Genomic DNA, 15,198 nt, shown 5'->3' with positions numbered 1-15,198 from the left:
TTTTCCCTGCGGCAAACTATGCGCCTGCGCCCCCTTCACAAAGGCACCTCCCTAACATATATTTATTTTCGAATATGAATGGAGGGCTTGGAGATGGGCTCGAAAAAACTGACATGTCTGGAATGCGGCCAACTCAACCGCGTCCCCGAAGAGCATCTGGGCGCGGGCGCCAAATGCGGCACCTGCGGCGCGAAGCTCATGCCCGGCAAGGCGATCGAGGTCGACCTGCCCACGCTGCAAAAGGCTGCGCGCAACGACGAGCTGCCGCTGGTGGTGGATTTCTGGGCGCCTTGGTGCGGCCCGTGCCGGATGATGGCGCCCGAGTTTTCCAGGGCCGCCGCGGAACTGAACGGGCAGGCGCGGCTGGTGAAACTCAACACCGAACAGCACCAGGCCGCCGGTGCCGCCTATGGCATCCGCGGCATTCCGACCATGGCGGCCTTTGCCGGCGGGCGCGAACGCGCGCGCCAGTCGGGCGCGATGCCCGCCGCCTCCATCGTGACCTGGGTGCGCGGCGCGATCTGACGCCGCCCGCCCGTGACCCAATACAACTGAAAAGGACTGCAACAATGACCCTCGACCGTTCCGTGATGGCCTTTGCCGGCGTGATGATCCTGATTTCCGTGGCGCTGACGGCCTTCGTCTCGCCGCTGTGGATGTGGTTCACCGTGTTCATCGGTGCCAACCTGCTCCAGTCGGCCTTTACCGGATTCTGCCCGGCGGCAATCGTTTTTCGCAAGCTGGGCGTGAAAAGCGGCTGCGCATTCGAATAATTCGGCGCTACTTTCGGCGTGGCGCCCTATCCCGACAGATGGGGCGCGCGCCATCTGCCCCCGCCTCCAATCCCGAGGCGGGGATCGTTTTTCCGGCCCGTTTCCCCACTCTGACCGGGTGACAGCATGTTGCTGCCCCATCAAAGGAGGTGAACATGGGCCATATTCGTGAGACAGCGATCATGGCTGCGATCGGTCGGGTGGAAGCTCGCCTGTCGCGCAAACCCGTGCTTGTGATCGGCAAGCGCGACGGGCGTGCCCGCCAGGTTACCGCGCAGCTGCGGCACCTGAACCTGCGTTTCCGGGTCGAGGAAAACCTGTATGACGGGCTGAAAGAGCTGTCGATCGACGCCGATGGCTGGTCGCTGGCGGTGCTGGTCGCCGACGATATCGGCGGGCTGCCGATCGCGCGGCGCTCCTGCGACTGGCTGCGCGCCGCGGCCGAGGGGCTGCCCGCGATCATCGCCGGATCGGACGCGCCGGCGCTGGGCCGGGGCGCGGCGCTCTGGAACGACGGGCCGGTGACGGTCCGGCTGCCGCTCAGCGCGCAGGTCTTTGCCCGCGCCGTGTCGCAGGCCTGCGGGCAACGGCCGCAACCGGGCTACGTCGCGGTGGCCTGAGCCGCCGCTTTACAGGACGGTCACAACCGTCCCGACCGGCACGCGCTGATACAGGTCGATGACGTGGTCATTGATCATGCGGATGCAGCCATTCGACACCGACCGCCCGATGGACGCGGGCTGGGTGGTGCCATGGATACGGAAATAGGTGTCGCGCCCGTTCTGGAACAGATAGAGCGCCCGCGCGCCCAGCGGGTTTTCCGGGCCGCCCGGCTGGACGTAATCGTTATCCCTGAACCTGGCATAGGTGTTCGGCTCGCGCTCGATCATCTCGTCGGTGGGCCGCCAGGTGGGCCATTTCTTCTTGACGTCGATCGTCGCGGTGCCGGTGAACTCCAGCCCCGCCTTGCCGACACCCACGCCATAGCGCAGCGCCTGGCGCGGTTCGGTCACGTAATACAGGAAATGCGCCCGCGGCAGGATCAGGATCTGCCCCGGCGCGTATGTCCCGGCAATCGTCACCGTCTGCGGCTGGAATTTCCTGTCGAGCTGAAAGGCCCGCGCCACGCCTGGCGTGGCAAGCGCCGCGCCGGCGGCGCCGATGAATGAACGGCGGCTGAACATCGTAATCATGCCCCTGTCTTGAACGATCTGACGGCTGACAGACTGCACAACCCGCCGCCCGCGATCAAGCGGGCGCGCGCCGATCCTCGCCATGCTGTGACCTTGATGTCAACGCAGCACATGCACCGCGCACGTGGCGTGCCGCACCACCTGGTGTGCGGTCGATCCCAGCAGCAGATCCTGCATCCCCGGCCGGTGCGAGGCGACGACGATACAATCGACCCCGTGATCCTCGGCCCAGTCCAGGATCGTGCGCCCGGAATGGCCCTCGACCACCACGCCCTGCGCGTTGGGCAGGGCGGCGGCCTGCGCCTCGAGCTCGGATTGCACCGCCTTGCGGCTTTCGGCGATGTAATCGGTCGGCATGTAGGAAATCGCGTAGCCCGGAATCTCCTCCATCACGTGCAGCAGCGTGATCTTCGCACCTTCCGAGCCAAGCATCTGCGCCACCTCGATGGCGCCTTTGGCATTGCGGTCCTCGTCGAACGAAATCGGCACAAGAATATTGCTGTACATGCTGTCTCTCCTCTTCAGGTCGATTCCACTGTGTCGGGTTTTGCCGGGCCGCACCTTGATGCAGGTCAGCCGAAGGTTGCCGCGACCTCGTACATCACCGGCTCGAACCGGGTGCACAATTCGGCGATGCGGCGGTTGCGGCGGCGCATCTCGTCGCTGCGCAGCATGGCCTGGAAATCCTCGCGCCTTTCCCATTGCGAGTAATTGGCGATGCGGGTCTGCGCGTCGTTCACATGCAACCCCGCCGCGATGAAACCGGGCTGTTTCGAGATGAACTGATCATAGGCTTCGGTCAGCTCGTCCAGCAGGTCCTGGCAGGTGCCGGGCGTCATCTCGAAGGTCGTCAGAACGGTCTGGCACGGCGTCGCGGTCGAGATCGTGGGCATGGCGCTGCCTCCTTTGCGCATCACTTCCGGCAAAGCCTAGCACGGAAGCCGCGGCCGCTCCAAACGGCAGATGCGCGGCGCGGTTTTCCGGCCGGGGGGGGCGGCGCGCGCAACCTGCCGTGGAAAAGGGGTTGCCCCCCGGCAGAGTTAAGGACACCTTGCCGGCAACCGGCGGGCCGCCGGAGTGCCGGATATCCCCGGAACAAAGGCCCCGCGTGCCAAAACCGCCTTTTGACACTGGCCTTCGCCGGAAAGGGACAGCGATGACAGCAGAATCGGACCTCCGGGCGGCGCTGGCCCACAAGGCGGCGGCAGAGCGGTTTTTCGCTGACGGGAATGCCGGGGCCGCCAGGCAGGAAATCGCACGCCTCGAGGCGCTGGAGTTTTCCTTCCTCTCGGTCACCGACACGCCGGATTACGCCCCGCGCCGCGTCACCGTCTGCATCGTCGCCTACCGGCGATCGGCCGATACCGCCCTGCTGCTGGCCTCCATCGGCGCCTTGTCGCGGGACGAGGCGTTTTCCTTCTGCCTGGTCTCGAACGCCGGGGAGGATCTGTTCGACCAGTGCGAGATACCGGCGGCCACGCGCCGGATCGTCACCGGGGCCAACCTGGGCGCCTCGCTGGGCCGGAACGCGGCGATCCATGGCTGCGGATCGGAGTATATGATCTTCGTCGACGATGACGGCTTTACCGGGCCGGACAATATCCGCGCGCTGCTGGCCACGGCGCAGGGGCATGACGCGGTCGCGGTGCGCGGCCGGGTGATCAGCAGGGGCGATTTCCTGAACATGCCCCCGCATTACGACCTGGGGGATTTCCGGGTCCAGAGCATGATGAACATCGAGGGCATGACGCTCTGGCGGACCGACGCGCTGAAACTGGAATGGTTCGATCCGCTGCTCTATGGCCATGAAGGGGTGGACCTGACCGCGCGCCTTTATCCCTTTTACGGGCCGGATGCCTTTCTCTACGATCCCGATGCCATTCTCCTGCACGATTTTGCCGCGTCCGGGGACAAGCGCGCCGAGAAAATGGCGCGGATGAAGAAGAACGACGCCTATCTGGCGCAGGTCAATCCGAATCTCGCGCCCGTCAAGAAGGCGTTTTACGCCTATCAGGCCACCCCGATCGCGCGGCACCGGCTTGCGGTGCGGCGCTCCCTTGCGGCGCTGCCCCGCGACACGGCCGGCGATACGGCGGCCACGGTGCTGACCACCTGTTACAATGGCGCCGGGTTCATCGGCCAGTATGCCGCTGCGTGGAAACGGCAGACCAACCCGAACTTTCGTATCGTCTTTCTGGATGACGGCTCCGACGACGGTTCGGCCGACCTGGCGCAAAAGGCGTTCGACGGGGTCGAGGGCTTTACCCTGATCCGCACGAACCGCCTGGGGCGCGGTGCGGCGCTGAACCGGGCGCTGGCGCAGGTGGATACCGATATCGTCCTGATCGCCGATGTCGACGACATCCCGGTTCCGCAGCGCGTCGACTGGACCCTGCGCGCATACGCGGCGGACCCCGCGTTGCAGGTGGCGGGGTTCGGCATTTTCGACCTGAACGAACCGATCCGCGAACAGACCCCCTTTGCGATCGCCCCGACCTCTCTGACAGCGCGCGCCCTGCTGGGGATGCCGATGCCGTTTCCGGCCTTCAGCTTTCGCAAATCCGCGATGACGGACCCGTTCGACGAGGATCTGAAAGGCGGGATAGATTGCGAATGGTTGTTTCGCAATTGCCGGCGCACCGAGGTGAAAGGCTGCTTTTTCCCAACCGCCGCGGTCTCTTACGCGGTTCATGACGGCCAGATATCGGCCACCCGGAACGAGACCCAGAAGGCGGTAAAGCGGCAGGCGGCACGGGCCTATCACCAGTCAGTGCTGGGCACGCCCGGGGCATGCGACGAAGACGGGGTCGATCTGCTGACGGCCGCGACGAAACTGCGATCAAGGACCGACAAGGCCCGCCTGGACGATTATGCCACCGTCCTGACAAGGCGCATCCTGGAAAATCCCGGGGGCTCCGCGGTGCAATCCGTGTTCGGGATCTACCGCGGGACCATGCTGCGCATGGGGGGCTGGGCAAGGTCCGGTGCCGTTGGCGCCGCAGCCGGCGGAGCCATGCCGCGCGATCTCAGGCGGGTCAGGAAATACAAGCGTATCGCCAGGGTCTCGGTCCTGCTGAACGTGATCGTTATCCTTGCCGCGCGCTGGCTGGCGCTGGGCGGGGCCTGACCGGCACCGCTGCGATGAAACCCGCCGTCACGGCCGGATGTGCCTTTGCCCGGCATGGTTAACCGCCTGTTTACCTTCGTGAACCACGCTGGCGCGCGGCAAGGGAAGGCGGGCGATGCTGCGTCTGGCAATCATGTTATGGCTGGCTCTCGCCCCGCCTCTTCTGGCCGGGGCGTGGCCGCGCGGCAAGGGCAACGTCTTTGCCGTCGGCTACAGCTACGTGCTGCCCAGCGGCGCCTATTCCGGCATCTACGGCGAATGGGGCATGACCGACAGGCTGACGCTGGGGGTCGATGTCGGGCGCGGCGTGTCGGGGCAGGACAAGTCGGTGGCGTTCGTGCGCGCGCCGCTCTGGTCGCCGGGCTGGGGGCACCGCTTCGCGGTCGAGATTGGCGCGGGCCGGATCGCCGGCCATGACGTGCTGCGCCCCGGGCTGAGCTACGGCAAGGGGTTCGACTGGGCCGGCCGCGCGGGGTGGATCGCGCTCGATACCGTGGCCGAGATCCATGTCGATACGCTGGCCGTCGACGGCAAGGCCGACCTGACGCTGGGCCTGTCCGTCAACGAACACCGCAAGCTGCTGCTGCAATTGCAGGGCGGGCTGCAATATGGCGACGAACCGTTCCTGCGGCTGGTCCCTTCGATGACCTTCACCCTGTCGGACCGGATGCGCCTGGAGCTTGGCCTCAGCCAGAGCTTGCGCGACGACCGCGAAACCGGCCTGAAGGCGGCAGTCTGGCTTGAGTTCTGAGCCCCGGTGCGGGGGCTGTCATCCCGAATGCCGGGTCGGCGGACGAAGCTGCCAGTTGAGCGACGCACCCCGCCCGGACCGGCCGCGCAGCGGCCCGGGCATCGCCCGACCGCGGCCGCGCGATGCCCTTCTGTTACGCTCCACCGGAAATGCCGACTCAGGGTTGCGGTTTCAACGGGTCGCCGCAACACCCCGGCGCGCCCCCCGTCAGTTGTCCATCCGCACGCTCACGCCATAGACCCCGCTCACCGCCTGCGGAAAGCTCAGCGTCACCCGGTCGCGCGCCGGGCCCTGTTCGGTGCTCACGTAAGGCAGTTCGTGGCGACTGACATTCGCGGCGTTCTTTATTTTCGAACGCGGCACCAGCGCCTCGACAGTCTGCGCATGGCCGCCAAAGGGCAGGGGCCCCGCGCAATCCACCGCCCAGGTTTCGGCCAGCGTGTTCTGTTCGTGCAGGATGACCGCCGGGTTCACGATCCCCTGCACGACCGAGTTGAACATGTTGCCAGCCACCGTGATGTTGCGCATCCGCGTATAGTCCAGATCGGCAAAGGAGGTGTCCACATGCTCGACCCGGTCGATATCGCCCCGGATCGCGCGAAAGACGTTGCCCGAGATGTTCAGCCCGCTGATGAAATGCCCCGCGCCATGCGGCTTGACCACGAAGAACCGGAACCACGGCGCCACCCCGATGGCCTGGAATATGTTGTCCGAGACATTCAGCCCCGAGAACGAGAATTCACTGGCAAAGCCCGGGTCGGGGTCATGCTCGTTCGACCATTCGATCGAACAGTTGTCGATATAGTTCCCGGTGATCGTGGCGCGGTTATGGGTGGAGGTCAGCACCAGCCCGGCGGTGCGCACGCCCTCGGGCTCGTCGTCGCCCTGGAACCAGTGGTTGCCGAGGATGATGCTGCTGGTGCCGCCCAGCACCGCGAAATGCCGGAACTGGGTGATGCGGTTGTCGCGCAGCTTGACGTCGTTGGCATTGGCGTTCAGCGCGACCGACACGCGGTCCTGCGCCCGCATCCCGGTCTCGTTCGACAGGAACTGGCAGCGGTCCACCAGCATCCCCTGGCATCCCAGCCCGGGGCTGGTGATCGCGCGGTCCAGCGGCGAGGTAAAGAAACAGTCCCGCACCTGAAAGATCAGCCCGGCGGGCGCCAGCAGGATGCCGCTGGCCCGGCCCCGGCACTGGAACTCGATATCCGACATCGAGAATTTCGACAGTTTCTCGAACCCGCTGAAATCCAGAACGTATTTGAACCGGCGGAAGGTAAAAGCCTGCGTGCCCGCCGCATCGTAAAGCGGCATCGACAGGGTGATGCGCTGTTGGGCGATGTTCTTTTCGCGCACATAAACCTCGCGCCCGACGCCGCCGCCCTCGACCAGCGCGCCCACGGGGATGTTGGCCACGTTGACCACGTTGGTCAGCTCCAGCGGGTTGGCGGGCGAATAGCTGGCCTGGCTCGTCATCACCTGCGTGTCCCAGTCCGGCGACGGCTCGACATAGAACTGGCCGTTGCGGATATGGCGGCGCTGGGCGTATTCGCTGCGGTTCGCCACCGCCGCCTGCATGTCGATCGGCCCGTGCACGCTGATCCGCCGCCCGCCCATGTCCAGGCTTTCGTGGTCGGAATTGTTCAGCAGCGCCTGAAACGCCTTTCTGAACGCCAGCACCTCGTCCCCGAACGCGTCGATATAGGCGGGCAGGTCGAAATTACGGGTCAGCGACAGGATCTTGTCGTCGGGCATCACCACCCGGCCCTCGAAGGTGACCCGGTTTTCGAAGGTCACGCTGTCGGCCAGCAGATAGGTGCCCGCGGGCACTTTCACCGACAACCCGCCCGCGGCGGCATCCGCGGCCTCGAAGGCGGCGCTGTCATCGGTGACGCCATCGCCCACGGCCCCGAAATCGCGCACATCGACCCAGCCCAGCATGTCGCGCAGGAAGACGCCGGTGACATCCTCGATCTCGATATCGTCGATCCGCACCACGCCGCCCACCGGGCCGGTCAGGTCCAGCCCGAAATGGCCATAGATCGCCGCGCGGCCCCAGGCCATGTCCACCCCGTCGCGCAGCCCCGTGCCGACGATGGCGCTGATCTCGGCCACCTTGCCATAGCTCTGCAGCGTCACCTGCGGCCCGATTTCGGTCACGCCGGACAGATGCGCCTCGCCCGCCGTGCCCGCCCAGCCCGCGATGCGGACCGAGGGCAGGTTGCCGCTGACCGCCTTGACGCGCGCGCGGATGCGCAGGTAGCAGCCCGGCAGAATGGGCGTCTGTCCGGTAAAGCGCAGCTTTTGCACGGTCTGGGTCTTGAGCAGTTCAAGGCAGCCGCCGAAATCCGCATCCGCCGGCACCAGCGCCGCGTCCGCCGCCCCGTCATAGCTGTCCGAGCCCGGCGTGCCGTCGCCGCGCGACCAGTGCTGCAACCCCTCCGCAAAGGCCGGCGGCATGAAGACCAGCCCGTCGGTAATCGCCTTGTTCATTCGGTTCCCCTTCCACGTAAGCGCGGCGCACCGCCTGGGCCGCGTGATCGGCGAAAGGGAATACCAATGGTCGGTTAACGCAGGCTGAGACCACCGTGACGGTGCCCCCCGGCCGGGCGATTGGCAGCCGCCAGTGCCACGGTCCGAGGAAGGAAGTGGCGGCACGATAAACTGCCAGTCACAAATGTCGGATCGCCCGATCACGGCCGTGCGATGTCCTTTGTCGCAAACCGCCCCAACGGCGGCTTTGTCACGCGAAAGGGGACGGCTGGCCGATTTTGTGCGATGCAGGCTTGCAGCGCCGTTTTACCGATCCTCTGCAATGCGGCGAATGGCATTTGCCGCCCGTGTCACCTATGTCATCCGTCGCGTCCGGGTTCGCTCGGATCGTTGGAAAACAGTGCGATCTTGTTGCCTTGAGGATCGCGCAGGTAGCCGACGTAAAAGTGCGGTCCATACGAGTCACGAAAACCCGGTTGGCCCTCGTCCGATCCGCCCGCCGCAAGCGCGGCTGAGTGAAGCTCACGAACCTGCTTTTGACTGCGCGCCTCGAATGCGATCATGGTGCCGTTCCCGGCCGAGGCCGGGCGTCCATCGAAGGTTGGTTTGACGTAGAAATCCGGCAGAACAGGAGACTGGCCCGGTTTTACGGGCAGCGCGTAACTCAGACCTTCAGGCCCCTCCTTCAATTCGTAATCGAGGGCGGGCAGGAATGCAGAGTAAAACCGTTTCGCGCGTGCGATGTCATCAGCACCGACGGTAACGTAGGCAATCATGCTGCGTGTCCTTTCGGAGTCCGATTGTCGTAACGGGATCACTCGTGCTGGAACAGCGCCAACATACAGGTTTTCTCAGAAGAATGGGCTTTTGTTGAACGCTCCCCCAAGGCGACGTTGGTGCAATGATGGCGGAAACCAACCCTGTCCCGGTGGTTTCAACAGGTGCTCGCAACATAGGGCACCGCCCGGCCGAAAGGCTCAGGCGGCCAGCTCGCCCGCCAGTGCCGCGTCGATCAGCGCGATGGTCTCGTCCACCCCGTAAAGCGCGATGAACCCGCCGAAGCGCGGGCCCTGGCTGGCGCCCAGCAGCACCTCGTACAGCGCCTTGAACCAGTCGCGCAGCGGGTCGAACCTGTCGCGGCCCACGGCAAAGACCAGGCTTTGCAGCTCTTCCGCGTCCAGCCCGCCCTCCCAGCCTTTCAGCCGGTCGCGCAGATCCTCCAGCGCCTCGCGCTCCAGGTCGGTGGGCGCGCGATAGGTCCTGGCCGGTTTCACGAAATCGTTGTAATAGCGCACCGCGAACCCCGCCGCCTGGTCAAGGTCGGGATGGGTTTCGGGGCTCGCCTCGGGCGCATAGCGGCGGATGAACCCCCACATCCGGTCCTTGTCCTCGGCCGAGGACACCGAGGCCAGGTTCAGCAGCATCGAGAACGGCACCACCATCCGGCTTTCCGGCGGGTTGCCGTTATGGATATGCCAGACCGGGTTGGCCAGTTGCTGCGCCGCGTCCTGATCGGGGAAGGCGCGCAATTGCTGGTGATACTCGTCCACCGCCCGCGGGATCACGTCGAAATGCATCCGTTTCGCCGTCTTGGGCTTCTGGTACATGAAATAGGACAGGCTTTCGGTCGAGGCATAGCTCAGCCATTCGTCGATCGTCAGCCCGTTGCCCTTGGATTTCGAGATCTTCTCGCCGTTCTCGTCCAGGAACAGCTCGTAGGTGAAATGCTCGGGCTTCTTGCCGCCGAGGATCTCGCAGATGCGGTCATAGATCGGCGTGTTGGTGCTGTGATCCTTGCCATACATCTCGAAATCCACGTCCAGCGCGGCCCAGCGGGCGCCGAAATCGGGTTTCCATTGCAGCTTCACCTGGCCGCCCGTCACCGGCAGCGTCCATTCCCGGCCGGTATCGTCGTCGAAGGTGATCGTGCCCGCCTGTGCATCCACATGCTTCATCGGCACATAAAGCACGCGGCCGGTTTCCGGGTGGATCGGCAGGAAGATCGAATAGGTCTGCTGACGCTCTTCGCGCAGCGATTTCAGCATCACCGCCATGATATCGTCATAGCGTTCCGCGGCGCGCAGCAGCACCTCGTCGAACTGGCCGGTATTGTAGAACTCGGTCGCCGAATAGAACTCGTATTCGAAGCCGAACGTATCCAGGAACCGCCGCAGCATCGCGTTGTTGTGGTCGCCGAAGCTGTCGTATTCCCCGAACGGATCGGGGACCGAGGTCAGCGGGCGCTGCAGATGCTCGCGCAGCATCTCGGGGTTGGGCACGTTGTCGGGCACCTTGCGCATCCCGTCCAGGTCGTCCGAGAAACAGATCAGCCGCGTCGGGATGTCCGAGATCACCTCGAACGCGCGGCGGATCATCGTGGTGCGCAACACCTCGCCGAAGGTGCCGATATGCGGCAGGCCCGACGGGCCATAGCCGGTTTCGAACAGCACATGGCCCTTTTCGGGCGGCGCCTTTTCATAACGTTTGACCAGCTTGCGCGCTTCTTCGAAAGGCCAGGCTTTGGAATTCAGGGCTGCGTCGCGCAGGTCGGTCATTTTATGGCTCCATCCGTCCGTCCCGCGCCCAATGCGCGGCAGACCGCCGCTTCCTATTGAAGCGGCCCGTCACAGTCAATATTCTGCGCTGCAACATGCCTCATGTCCAAGGAAACCCCGATGACCGACCAGATCCCCCATCCGCTCTCTCCGCAGGACTGCCTCGTGGCGGTGATGATCGCGGTTTCGGCCTCGGATGAAAACATGCGCACCTCGGAGCTGGTCAAGATCCAGTCGGCGGTGAACAACCTGCCGATCTTCGCCGAATACGACATCGACCGCATGAACGTGATGGCGCAGGTGGTGTTCGACCTGTTTGCGGTCGAGGACGGGCTGGATGCGCTTTTCGGGCTGGTGCGCGACAACCTGCCCGAGCACCTGTTCGAAACCGCCTACGCGCTGGCCTGCGACGTGGCCGCCGCCGACGGCACGATCGAAGAGGCCGAACTGCGCCTTCTGGAAGAGATCCGCTATGAGCTGAATATCGACCGCCTGCACGCCGCCGCCATCGAACGCGGCAGCCGGGCAAGGCACATGCGGGGGTAAGCCGGCGCAGGGCGCTTTTGCCCGCCGAAGCTGTCAGGGGGCGTGCGATTTCATCAAGGGGCCTGCGCGCCCATGACCGAAAGGACACTACCGATGGACCCGCTGCCGCTGTCCCACGCCTTCACCCTGATCGAACCCGGGCCGGTTGTCCTGGTCACGACCCATGACGGGACGCGACCCAACATCATGACCATCACCTGGACGATGGTTCGTGGGTTCGACGCCACCTTCGCGCTGACCACCGGGCCGTGGAACCATTCCTGGGATGGGTTGAGCGAGACCCGCGAATGCGTGCTCGCCATTCCCACCGCCGACATGATCGACACGGTCGTCGGCGTCGGGATGTGTTCGGGCGCCGATACCGACAAGTTCGACCGGTTCGGCCTTACCCCCTTGCCAGCGCAGCATGTCGGGGCGCCGCTGATCGGCGAGTGCCTCGCCAATATCGAATGCCGCGTCGAGGAGATCGTCGAACGGCTCGACCTGGTGCTGCTTCGGGGCGTCGCCGCCCATATCGACCCCGACCGGAGGGATACGCGGCTGCTCCATGCCGTCGGCGACGGAACCTTCACCGCCGATGGCGAGCGGTTCGACCGACGCGCGGCCATGCGCGCCAAGCTCCCCGCGGGGCTGTAGGTGGCCGGGCGCTGTCTGACACCCGCCCGGAACTGCCGCGCAGCGGCCCGGGCAATCCTTTCGAACGGTGGAAAAGGTCCGCTCGGAAGTCATTGATGCGGTATGCAGACAATGGCCGGATCGAGCCCTGAGCCGACATGCCACGTTGAGCGCGACAGAGGGCATGGCACGGCCGCGGTCGGGCGATCCAACCTATGTGGCTGTCACTTTATCGCGCCGCCACATCCTCCCTCAAAGTGAAGTGCCTGCGGCTGCCAACCGCCCGGCCGGGGGGCGGCCGTGCGATGCCCGGGCCGCTGCGCGGCTGTTCCGGGCGGGGCGCGAGGTTCGACCGGCGGCTCCGTCCACACAACATACGCTCAGCCACTCCCCCCTCATTCCCCGTACATCGCCCCCCAGCGTTCGATCAGCGCCTGTTGCAGGATCTTCGAGCGGCGGTTCCAGTCGCGGGCGCCGCGGGGGCGTTCGCGTTCGGCCCTGGGGATCGCGGCGCGGGTGTCCTCGTCGGCGGTGAAGATCGCAAAGGCCAGCTCGGTGCCGTCCTTCGTCGTCATGTAACCGGCCAGTGAGCTTACGAAATTCAGCGTGCCGGTCTTGGCCTCCACCGAAATCGGGTGGTCGCGGGCGATGCCGCCGTTCCCGTCGCGCAGCCGGACCTCCTTCAGAAGCGGGCGCAGCCGGTTGTCCTGCGCCGCCCGCGTCAGTGCCTGCACCATCGCACCGGCGGTAACCCCCGAGGCGTCGCCCAGCCCCGAATGGTCGACGAACCCCACGTCCTGCATCCCCATCCGCAGCCGCGCCCAGCGGCCCATCTCTGTGGCCGAGGCGCGCAGGTCCGGCATCCGCGTCCCGCCCGACTGGCTGGCGGCGATGCCGACCATTTCGGCGGTGATGTTGGTGGAGTATTTCAGCATGTCGCGCAGGATCTCGCGCAGCGGCACGCTCTGGTGGCGGGCCAGCACCGTGCCGGGGGGCAGGGTGTCGGCCTCCTGCTCCTGCGGCAGTTCGATCCCGTTCGACCGGGCGAAGGTGCGGAACACCTCGCCGGCATAAAGCGCGGGCCGCCGCACCGGCAGCCAGCGCGCGCCGCCATTGCCAAGCGCGCCCTGCGCCACCGTCCAGCTGTCGCGCCCGCCCTGATCCTCGTAGGTATAGACCGGCATGTCGCGGGCGACGACCGTCATCCGCGCGACCTGCACCTCGGGGCGGTAGCGTTCGGAGCGGGCGTCCATCGTCACGCCATAGCTTTCGCCCTGGCGGCGCCATTCGAAATGCACCCGGTTGAAATTCAGCGACAGCCCGGAAACCGCCGGGTTGTATCCCACATGCGCGGGCTGCGCCGGGTCGATCTCGCGCGCGAAGGGCAGCGTGCCGCCCCAGACCAGGAACCGCCCCCGCAACGCGCGCAGGCCCGCCGCCTTGATCTGCTGCGCAAGATCGGCCAGCGCGTCGGTGCCCAGCGTCGGGTCGCCGCCGCCCACCAGCACCAGGTCGCCCTCCAGCACGCCACCGGCGATCGGCCCGGTTGCCAGCACCTGTGTTTCAAAGCGATGTTCCGGCCCCAGCCGGTCCAGCGCATAAAGCGCGGTGATCGCCTTGGCGACGCTGGCGGGGGGCAGGCCGGTCGTGGCCTCGTGGGTTTCCAGGATCAGCCCGGTTGCCGCATCCGCCACGGCAAAGCCGACCTGCCCGCCGAGGCCCGCGGCCTCGATCAGCTTCGCCGCCTCGGGAATCTTCCTGTGGAAATGATCGCCCGGGCGCAGCGCCGGACGCAGCGAGGTGGCGGGCGGACCGGCCAGCGCGGCCGCGGGCAAAAGCCCCGCCGCCGCGGCGCCGAGCAGGACAGAGCGTCGTGAGATCGTGGTCGTCATGGCCAGACACTAGCCTTGCTGCTTCGTGCCGGACAAGCGGGCAACGATCACATTTTCAGGTTGGATGAACGATGCGCCTGCCCGGAACAGCCGCCCCCCCGACCGGGCGATGTCCTGTGTTGCGAACCATTTGGAAGTAGGGGGCAGGGCCGTTAGGGGGCACAATCGACCAGACGTCTGGTCTGCGGACGGAGCAGTCATTGCGCTACGTCAACGTCAGAATCACGAGCCTCGCACATGAGCCGCGATCTGCTCTGCCATATCGGGGATTCCCATCAAGGGTATCTCATGTCCGGTCCCGGCAAGAACGGTAAGCGATGCGCCGGGTATGGCATCAGCAATGGCTCTCCCGTTCTCGACAGGCAGGATCGGGTCCTCCGCGCCATGAATGACCAGAACGGGGCAACCGATCTCCCGGAACCGTCCGGTCCAGTCCTCGCGGGTGGTAAGCGCGCCGTGGTTGAACATGCTTGGCAGGCTGTCGGTTCGAGACATTACGCGCTCTACGCGCGCCCTTTCGCGATCCTCATCGAAGGGCGCTCCTGCTCCGGCACATAGCCTTTCGCTCTCGATCAGGAAATCCGCAACGGCCCCGCGATCCGACCAGTCGAGAGAAGCAAGCGTGCCGAAGTGGTCAAGAAATGCCTGGGAGATATGCGGCAGTTCCGCGCCATCCCAACCCAGCGGCTCGGATGCGATCAGGGTCAGCGAGGCCACGCGCTCCGGCTGCGTGACTGCCAGCATCTGCGTGATGTATCCGCCGAGCGACATGCCGGTCAGATGCGCCTTGTCGATCCCGTAGGCATCGAGGATGGCAATGGCATCTTCGGCCAAGTCCTCCACCGCATATGTGGCTTCGCCCGGTGGCACTGTCGTCGACTGGCCGGTGTCACGATGATCGTAACGGATCACATGGAGTCCGCGTTCGGCCAGCGTGATGCAGAGTTCATCGGGCCAGCCGAGTATGGATGCGGTGGCCCCCATAACCAGAAGCACCGGCGGATCATTCGGATCGCCAAAGGCTTCCGTTGTCAGCCTGATACCCTGATGCTCAACCACACGCATTTCGATCACCGTCATTGCCGCTCAGCCATATTACCGGCACCCCTTCTCCGCGCCAATGGCCACAATGGACTCCAGGCGTCATCCGGCAAAACCGGCCAGACAACCCCTTTCGCGGAACAAAGCCACCGTCCGAACGTCACACCCCGCCCGGAACAGCCGCGCAGCGGCCCGGGCATCGCACGGCCGCC

At 65.6% G+C, this 15,198-nt stretch carries 15 protein-coding genes; 7 read left to right on the top strand and 8 right to left on the bottom strand.

The genetic code is table 11. From position 1 onward, the window contains the following. Nucleotides 1-93: 93 nt before the first annotated feature. From trxC to F3H87_RS17760, 3 genes are all read left to right on the top strand, one after another. Complete coding sequence (gene trxC, locus F3H87_RS17770; protein WP_149789057.1) at nucleotides 94-525, top strand: thioredoxin TrxC; 432 nt, start codon at nucleotides 94-96, stop codon at nucleotides 523-525. A 44-nt stretch (nucleotides 526-569) separates the two neighbouring features. Beyond that, entirely contained in the window at nucleotides 570-773 is a 204-nt protein-coding gene (locus F3H87_RS17765) for a YgaP family membrane protein (protein ID WP_149789058.1), read from the top strand. Nucleotides 774-928: 155 nt separating this feature from the next. Next, nucleotides 929-1,393, top strand: a complete 465-nt coding sequence (locus tag F3H87_RS17760; RefSeq protein ID WP_149789059.1) for a hypothetical protein — start codon at nucleotides 929-931, stop codon at nucleotides 1,391-1,393. A gap of 9 nt (nucleotides 1,394-1,402) precedes the next feature. On the opposite strand, the gene F3H87_RS17755 is transcribed toward F3H87_RS17760, so the two are convergent. The 3 genes from F3H87_RS17755 to F3H87_RS17745 form a co-directional block, all read right to left on the bottom strand. Continuing rightward, the gene (locus F3H87_RS17755; protein WP_149789156.1) at nucleotides 1,403-1,957 is read right to left on the bottom strand and encodes a L,D-transpeptidase; all 555 of its coding nucleotides are present in this window, start codon (nucleotides 1,955-1,957) and stop codon (nucleotides 1,403-1,405) included. 108 nt (nucleotides 1,958-2,065) lie between these two features. Then, nucleotides 2,066-2,473 (bottom strand): universal stress protein, encoded by a 408-nt coding sequence (locus F3H87_RS17750; RefSeq protein WP_149789060.1) that lies wholly within the window; start codon nucleotides 2,471-2,473, stop codon nucleotides 2,066-2,068. A gap of 65 nt (nucleotides 2,474-2,538) precedes the next feature. Then, a complete protein-coding gene (locus F3H87_RS17745; RefSeq protein ID WP_149789061.1) occupies nucleotides 2,539-2,859 on the bottom strand; it encodes an antibiotic biosynthesis monooxygenase family protein in 321 nt (106 codons plus the stop codon). A gap of 263 nt (nucleotides 2,860-3,122) precedes the next feature. Here F3H87_RS17745 and F3H87_RS17740 point away from each other — a divergent pair, with 263 nt between their 5' ends. Then, entirely contained in the window at nucleotides 3,123-5,093 is a 1,971-nt protein-coding gene (locus tag F3H87_RS17740) for a glycosyltransferase family 2 protein (RefSeq protein ID WP_149789062.1), read from the top strand. Between the two features lie 115 nt (nucleotides 5,094-5,208). Beyond that, nucleotides 5,209-5,844, top strand: a complete 636-nt coding sequence (locus tag F3H87_RS17735; RefSeq protein ID WP_149789063.1) for a hypothetical protein — start codon at nucleotides 5,209-5,211, stop codon at nucleotides 5,842-5,844. A gap of 207 nt (nucleotides 5,845-6,051) precedes the next feature. Here the strand turns inward: F3H87_RS17735 and F3H87_RS17730 are convergent, their stop codons facing one another. The 3 genes from F3H87_RS17730 to F3H87_RS17720 form a co-directional block, all read right to left on the bottom strand. After that, nucleotides 6,052-8,337 (bottom strand): glycosyl hydrolase family 28-related protein, encoded by a 2,286-nt coding sequence (locus tag F3H87_RS17730; protein WP_149789064.1) that lies wholly within the window; start codon nucleotides 8,335-8,337, stop codon nucleotides 6,052-6,054. A gap of 359 nt (nucleotides 8,338-8,696) precedes the next feature. Beyond that, on the bottom strand, nucleotides 8,697-9,113 hold the full coding sequence (locus F3H87_RS17725; protein ID WP_149789065.1) for a VOC family protein: 417 nt from the start codon (nucleotides 9,111-9,113) through the stop codon (nucleotides 8,697-8,699). Between the two features lie 201 nt (nucleotides 9,114-9,314). Further along, the gene (locus F3H87_RS17720) at nucleotides 9,315-10,892 is read right to left on the bottom strand and encodes a lysine--tRNA ligase (protein ID WP_149789066.1); all 1,578 of its coding nucleotides are present in this window, start codon (nucleotides 10,890-10,892) and stop codon (nucleotides 9,315-9,317) included. Nucleotides 10,893-11,012: 120 nt separating this feature from the next. Here F3H87_RS17720 and F3H87_RS17715 point away from each other — a divergent pair, with 120 nt between their 5' ends. Continuing rightward, nucleotides 11,013-11,438 carry a tellurite resistance TerB family protein gene (locus F3H87_RS17715; RefSeq protein WP_149789067.1) on the top strand — a complete coding sequence of 142 codons (426 nt, stop codon included), beginning with the start codon at nucleotides 11,013-11,015 and terminating at the stop codon, nucleotides 11,436-11,438. 72 nt (nucleotides 11,439-11,510) lie between these two features. Next, complete coding sequence (locus F3H87_RS17710; protein ID WP_223228116.1) at nucleotides 11,511-12,074, top strand: flavin reductase family protein; 564 nt, start codon at nucleotides 11,511-11,513, stop codon at nucleotides 12,072-12,074. A gap of 374 nt (nucleotides 12,075-12,448) precedes the next feature. Here F3H87_RS17710 and dacB read toward each other — a convergent pair whose 3' ends face one another. Together dacB and F3H87_RS17700 are read right to left on the bottom strand one after the other, a co-directional pair. After that, entirely contained in the window at nucleotides 12,449-13,945 is a 1,497-nt protein-coding gene (gene dacB, locus F3H87_RS17705; protein ID WP_149789068.1) for a D-alanyl-D-alanine carboxypeptidase/D-alanyl-D-alanine endopeptidase, read from the bottom strand. 222 nt (nucleotides 13,946-14,167) lie between these two features. Beyond that, nucleotides 14,168-15,025 (bottom strand): alpha/beta fold hydrolase, encoded by an 858-nt coding sequence (locus F3H87_RS17700; RefSeq protein WP_149789069.1) that lies wholly within the window; start codon nucleotides 15,023-15,025, stop codon nucleotides 14,168-14,170. Nucleotides 15,026-15,198 lie beyond the last annotated feature (173 nt).

The sequence above is a fragment of the Lutimaribacter pacificus genome, from assembly GCF_900142185.1.
In the GTDB taxonomy this organism is placed as follows: Bacteria; Pseudomonadota; Alphaproteobacteria; order Rhodobacterales; family Rhodobacteraceae; genus Lutimaribacter; species Lutimaribacter pacificus.
Note: the sequence above shows the minus strand (reverse complement) of the source record. Positions and strands in the feature narration are given on the sequence as shown.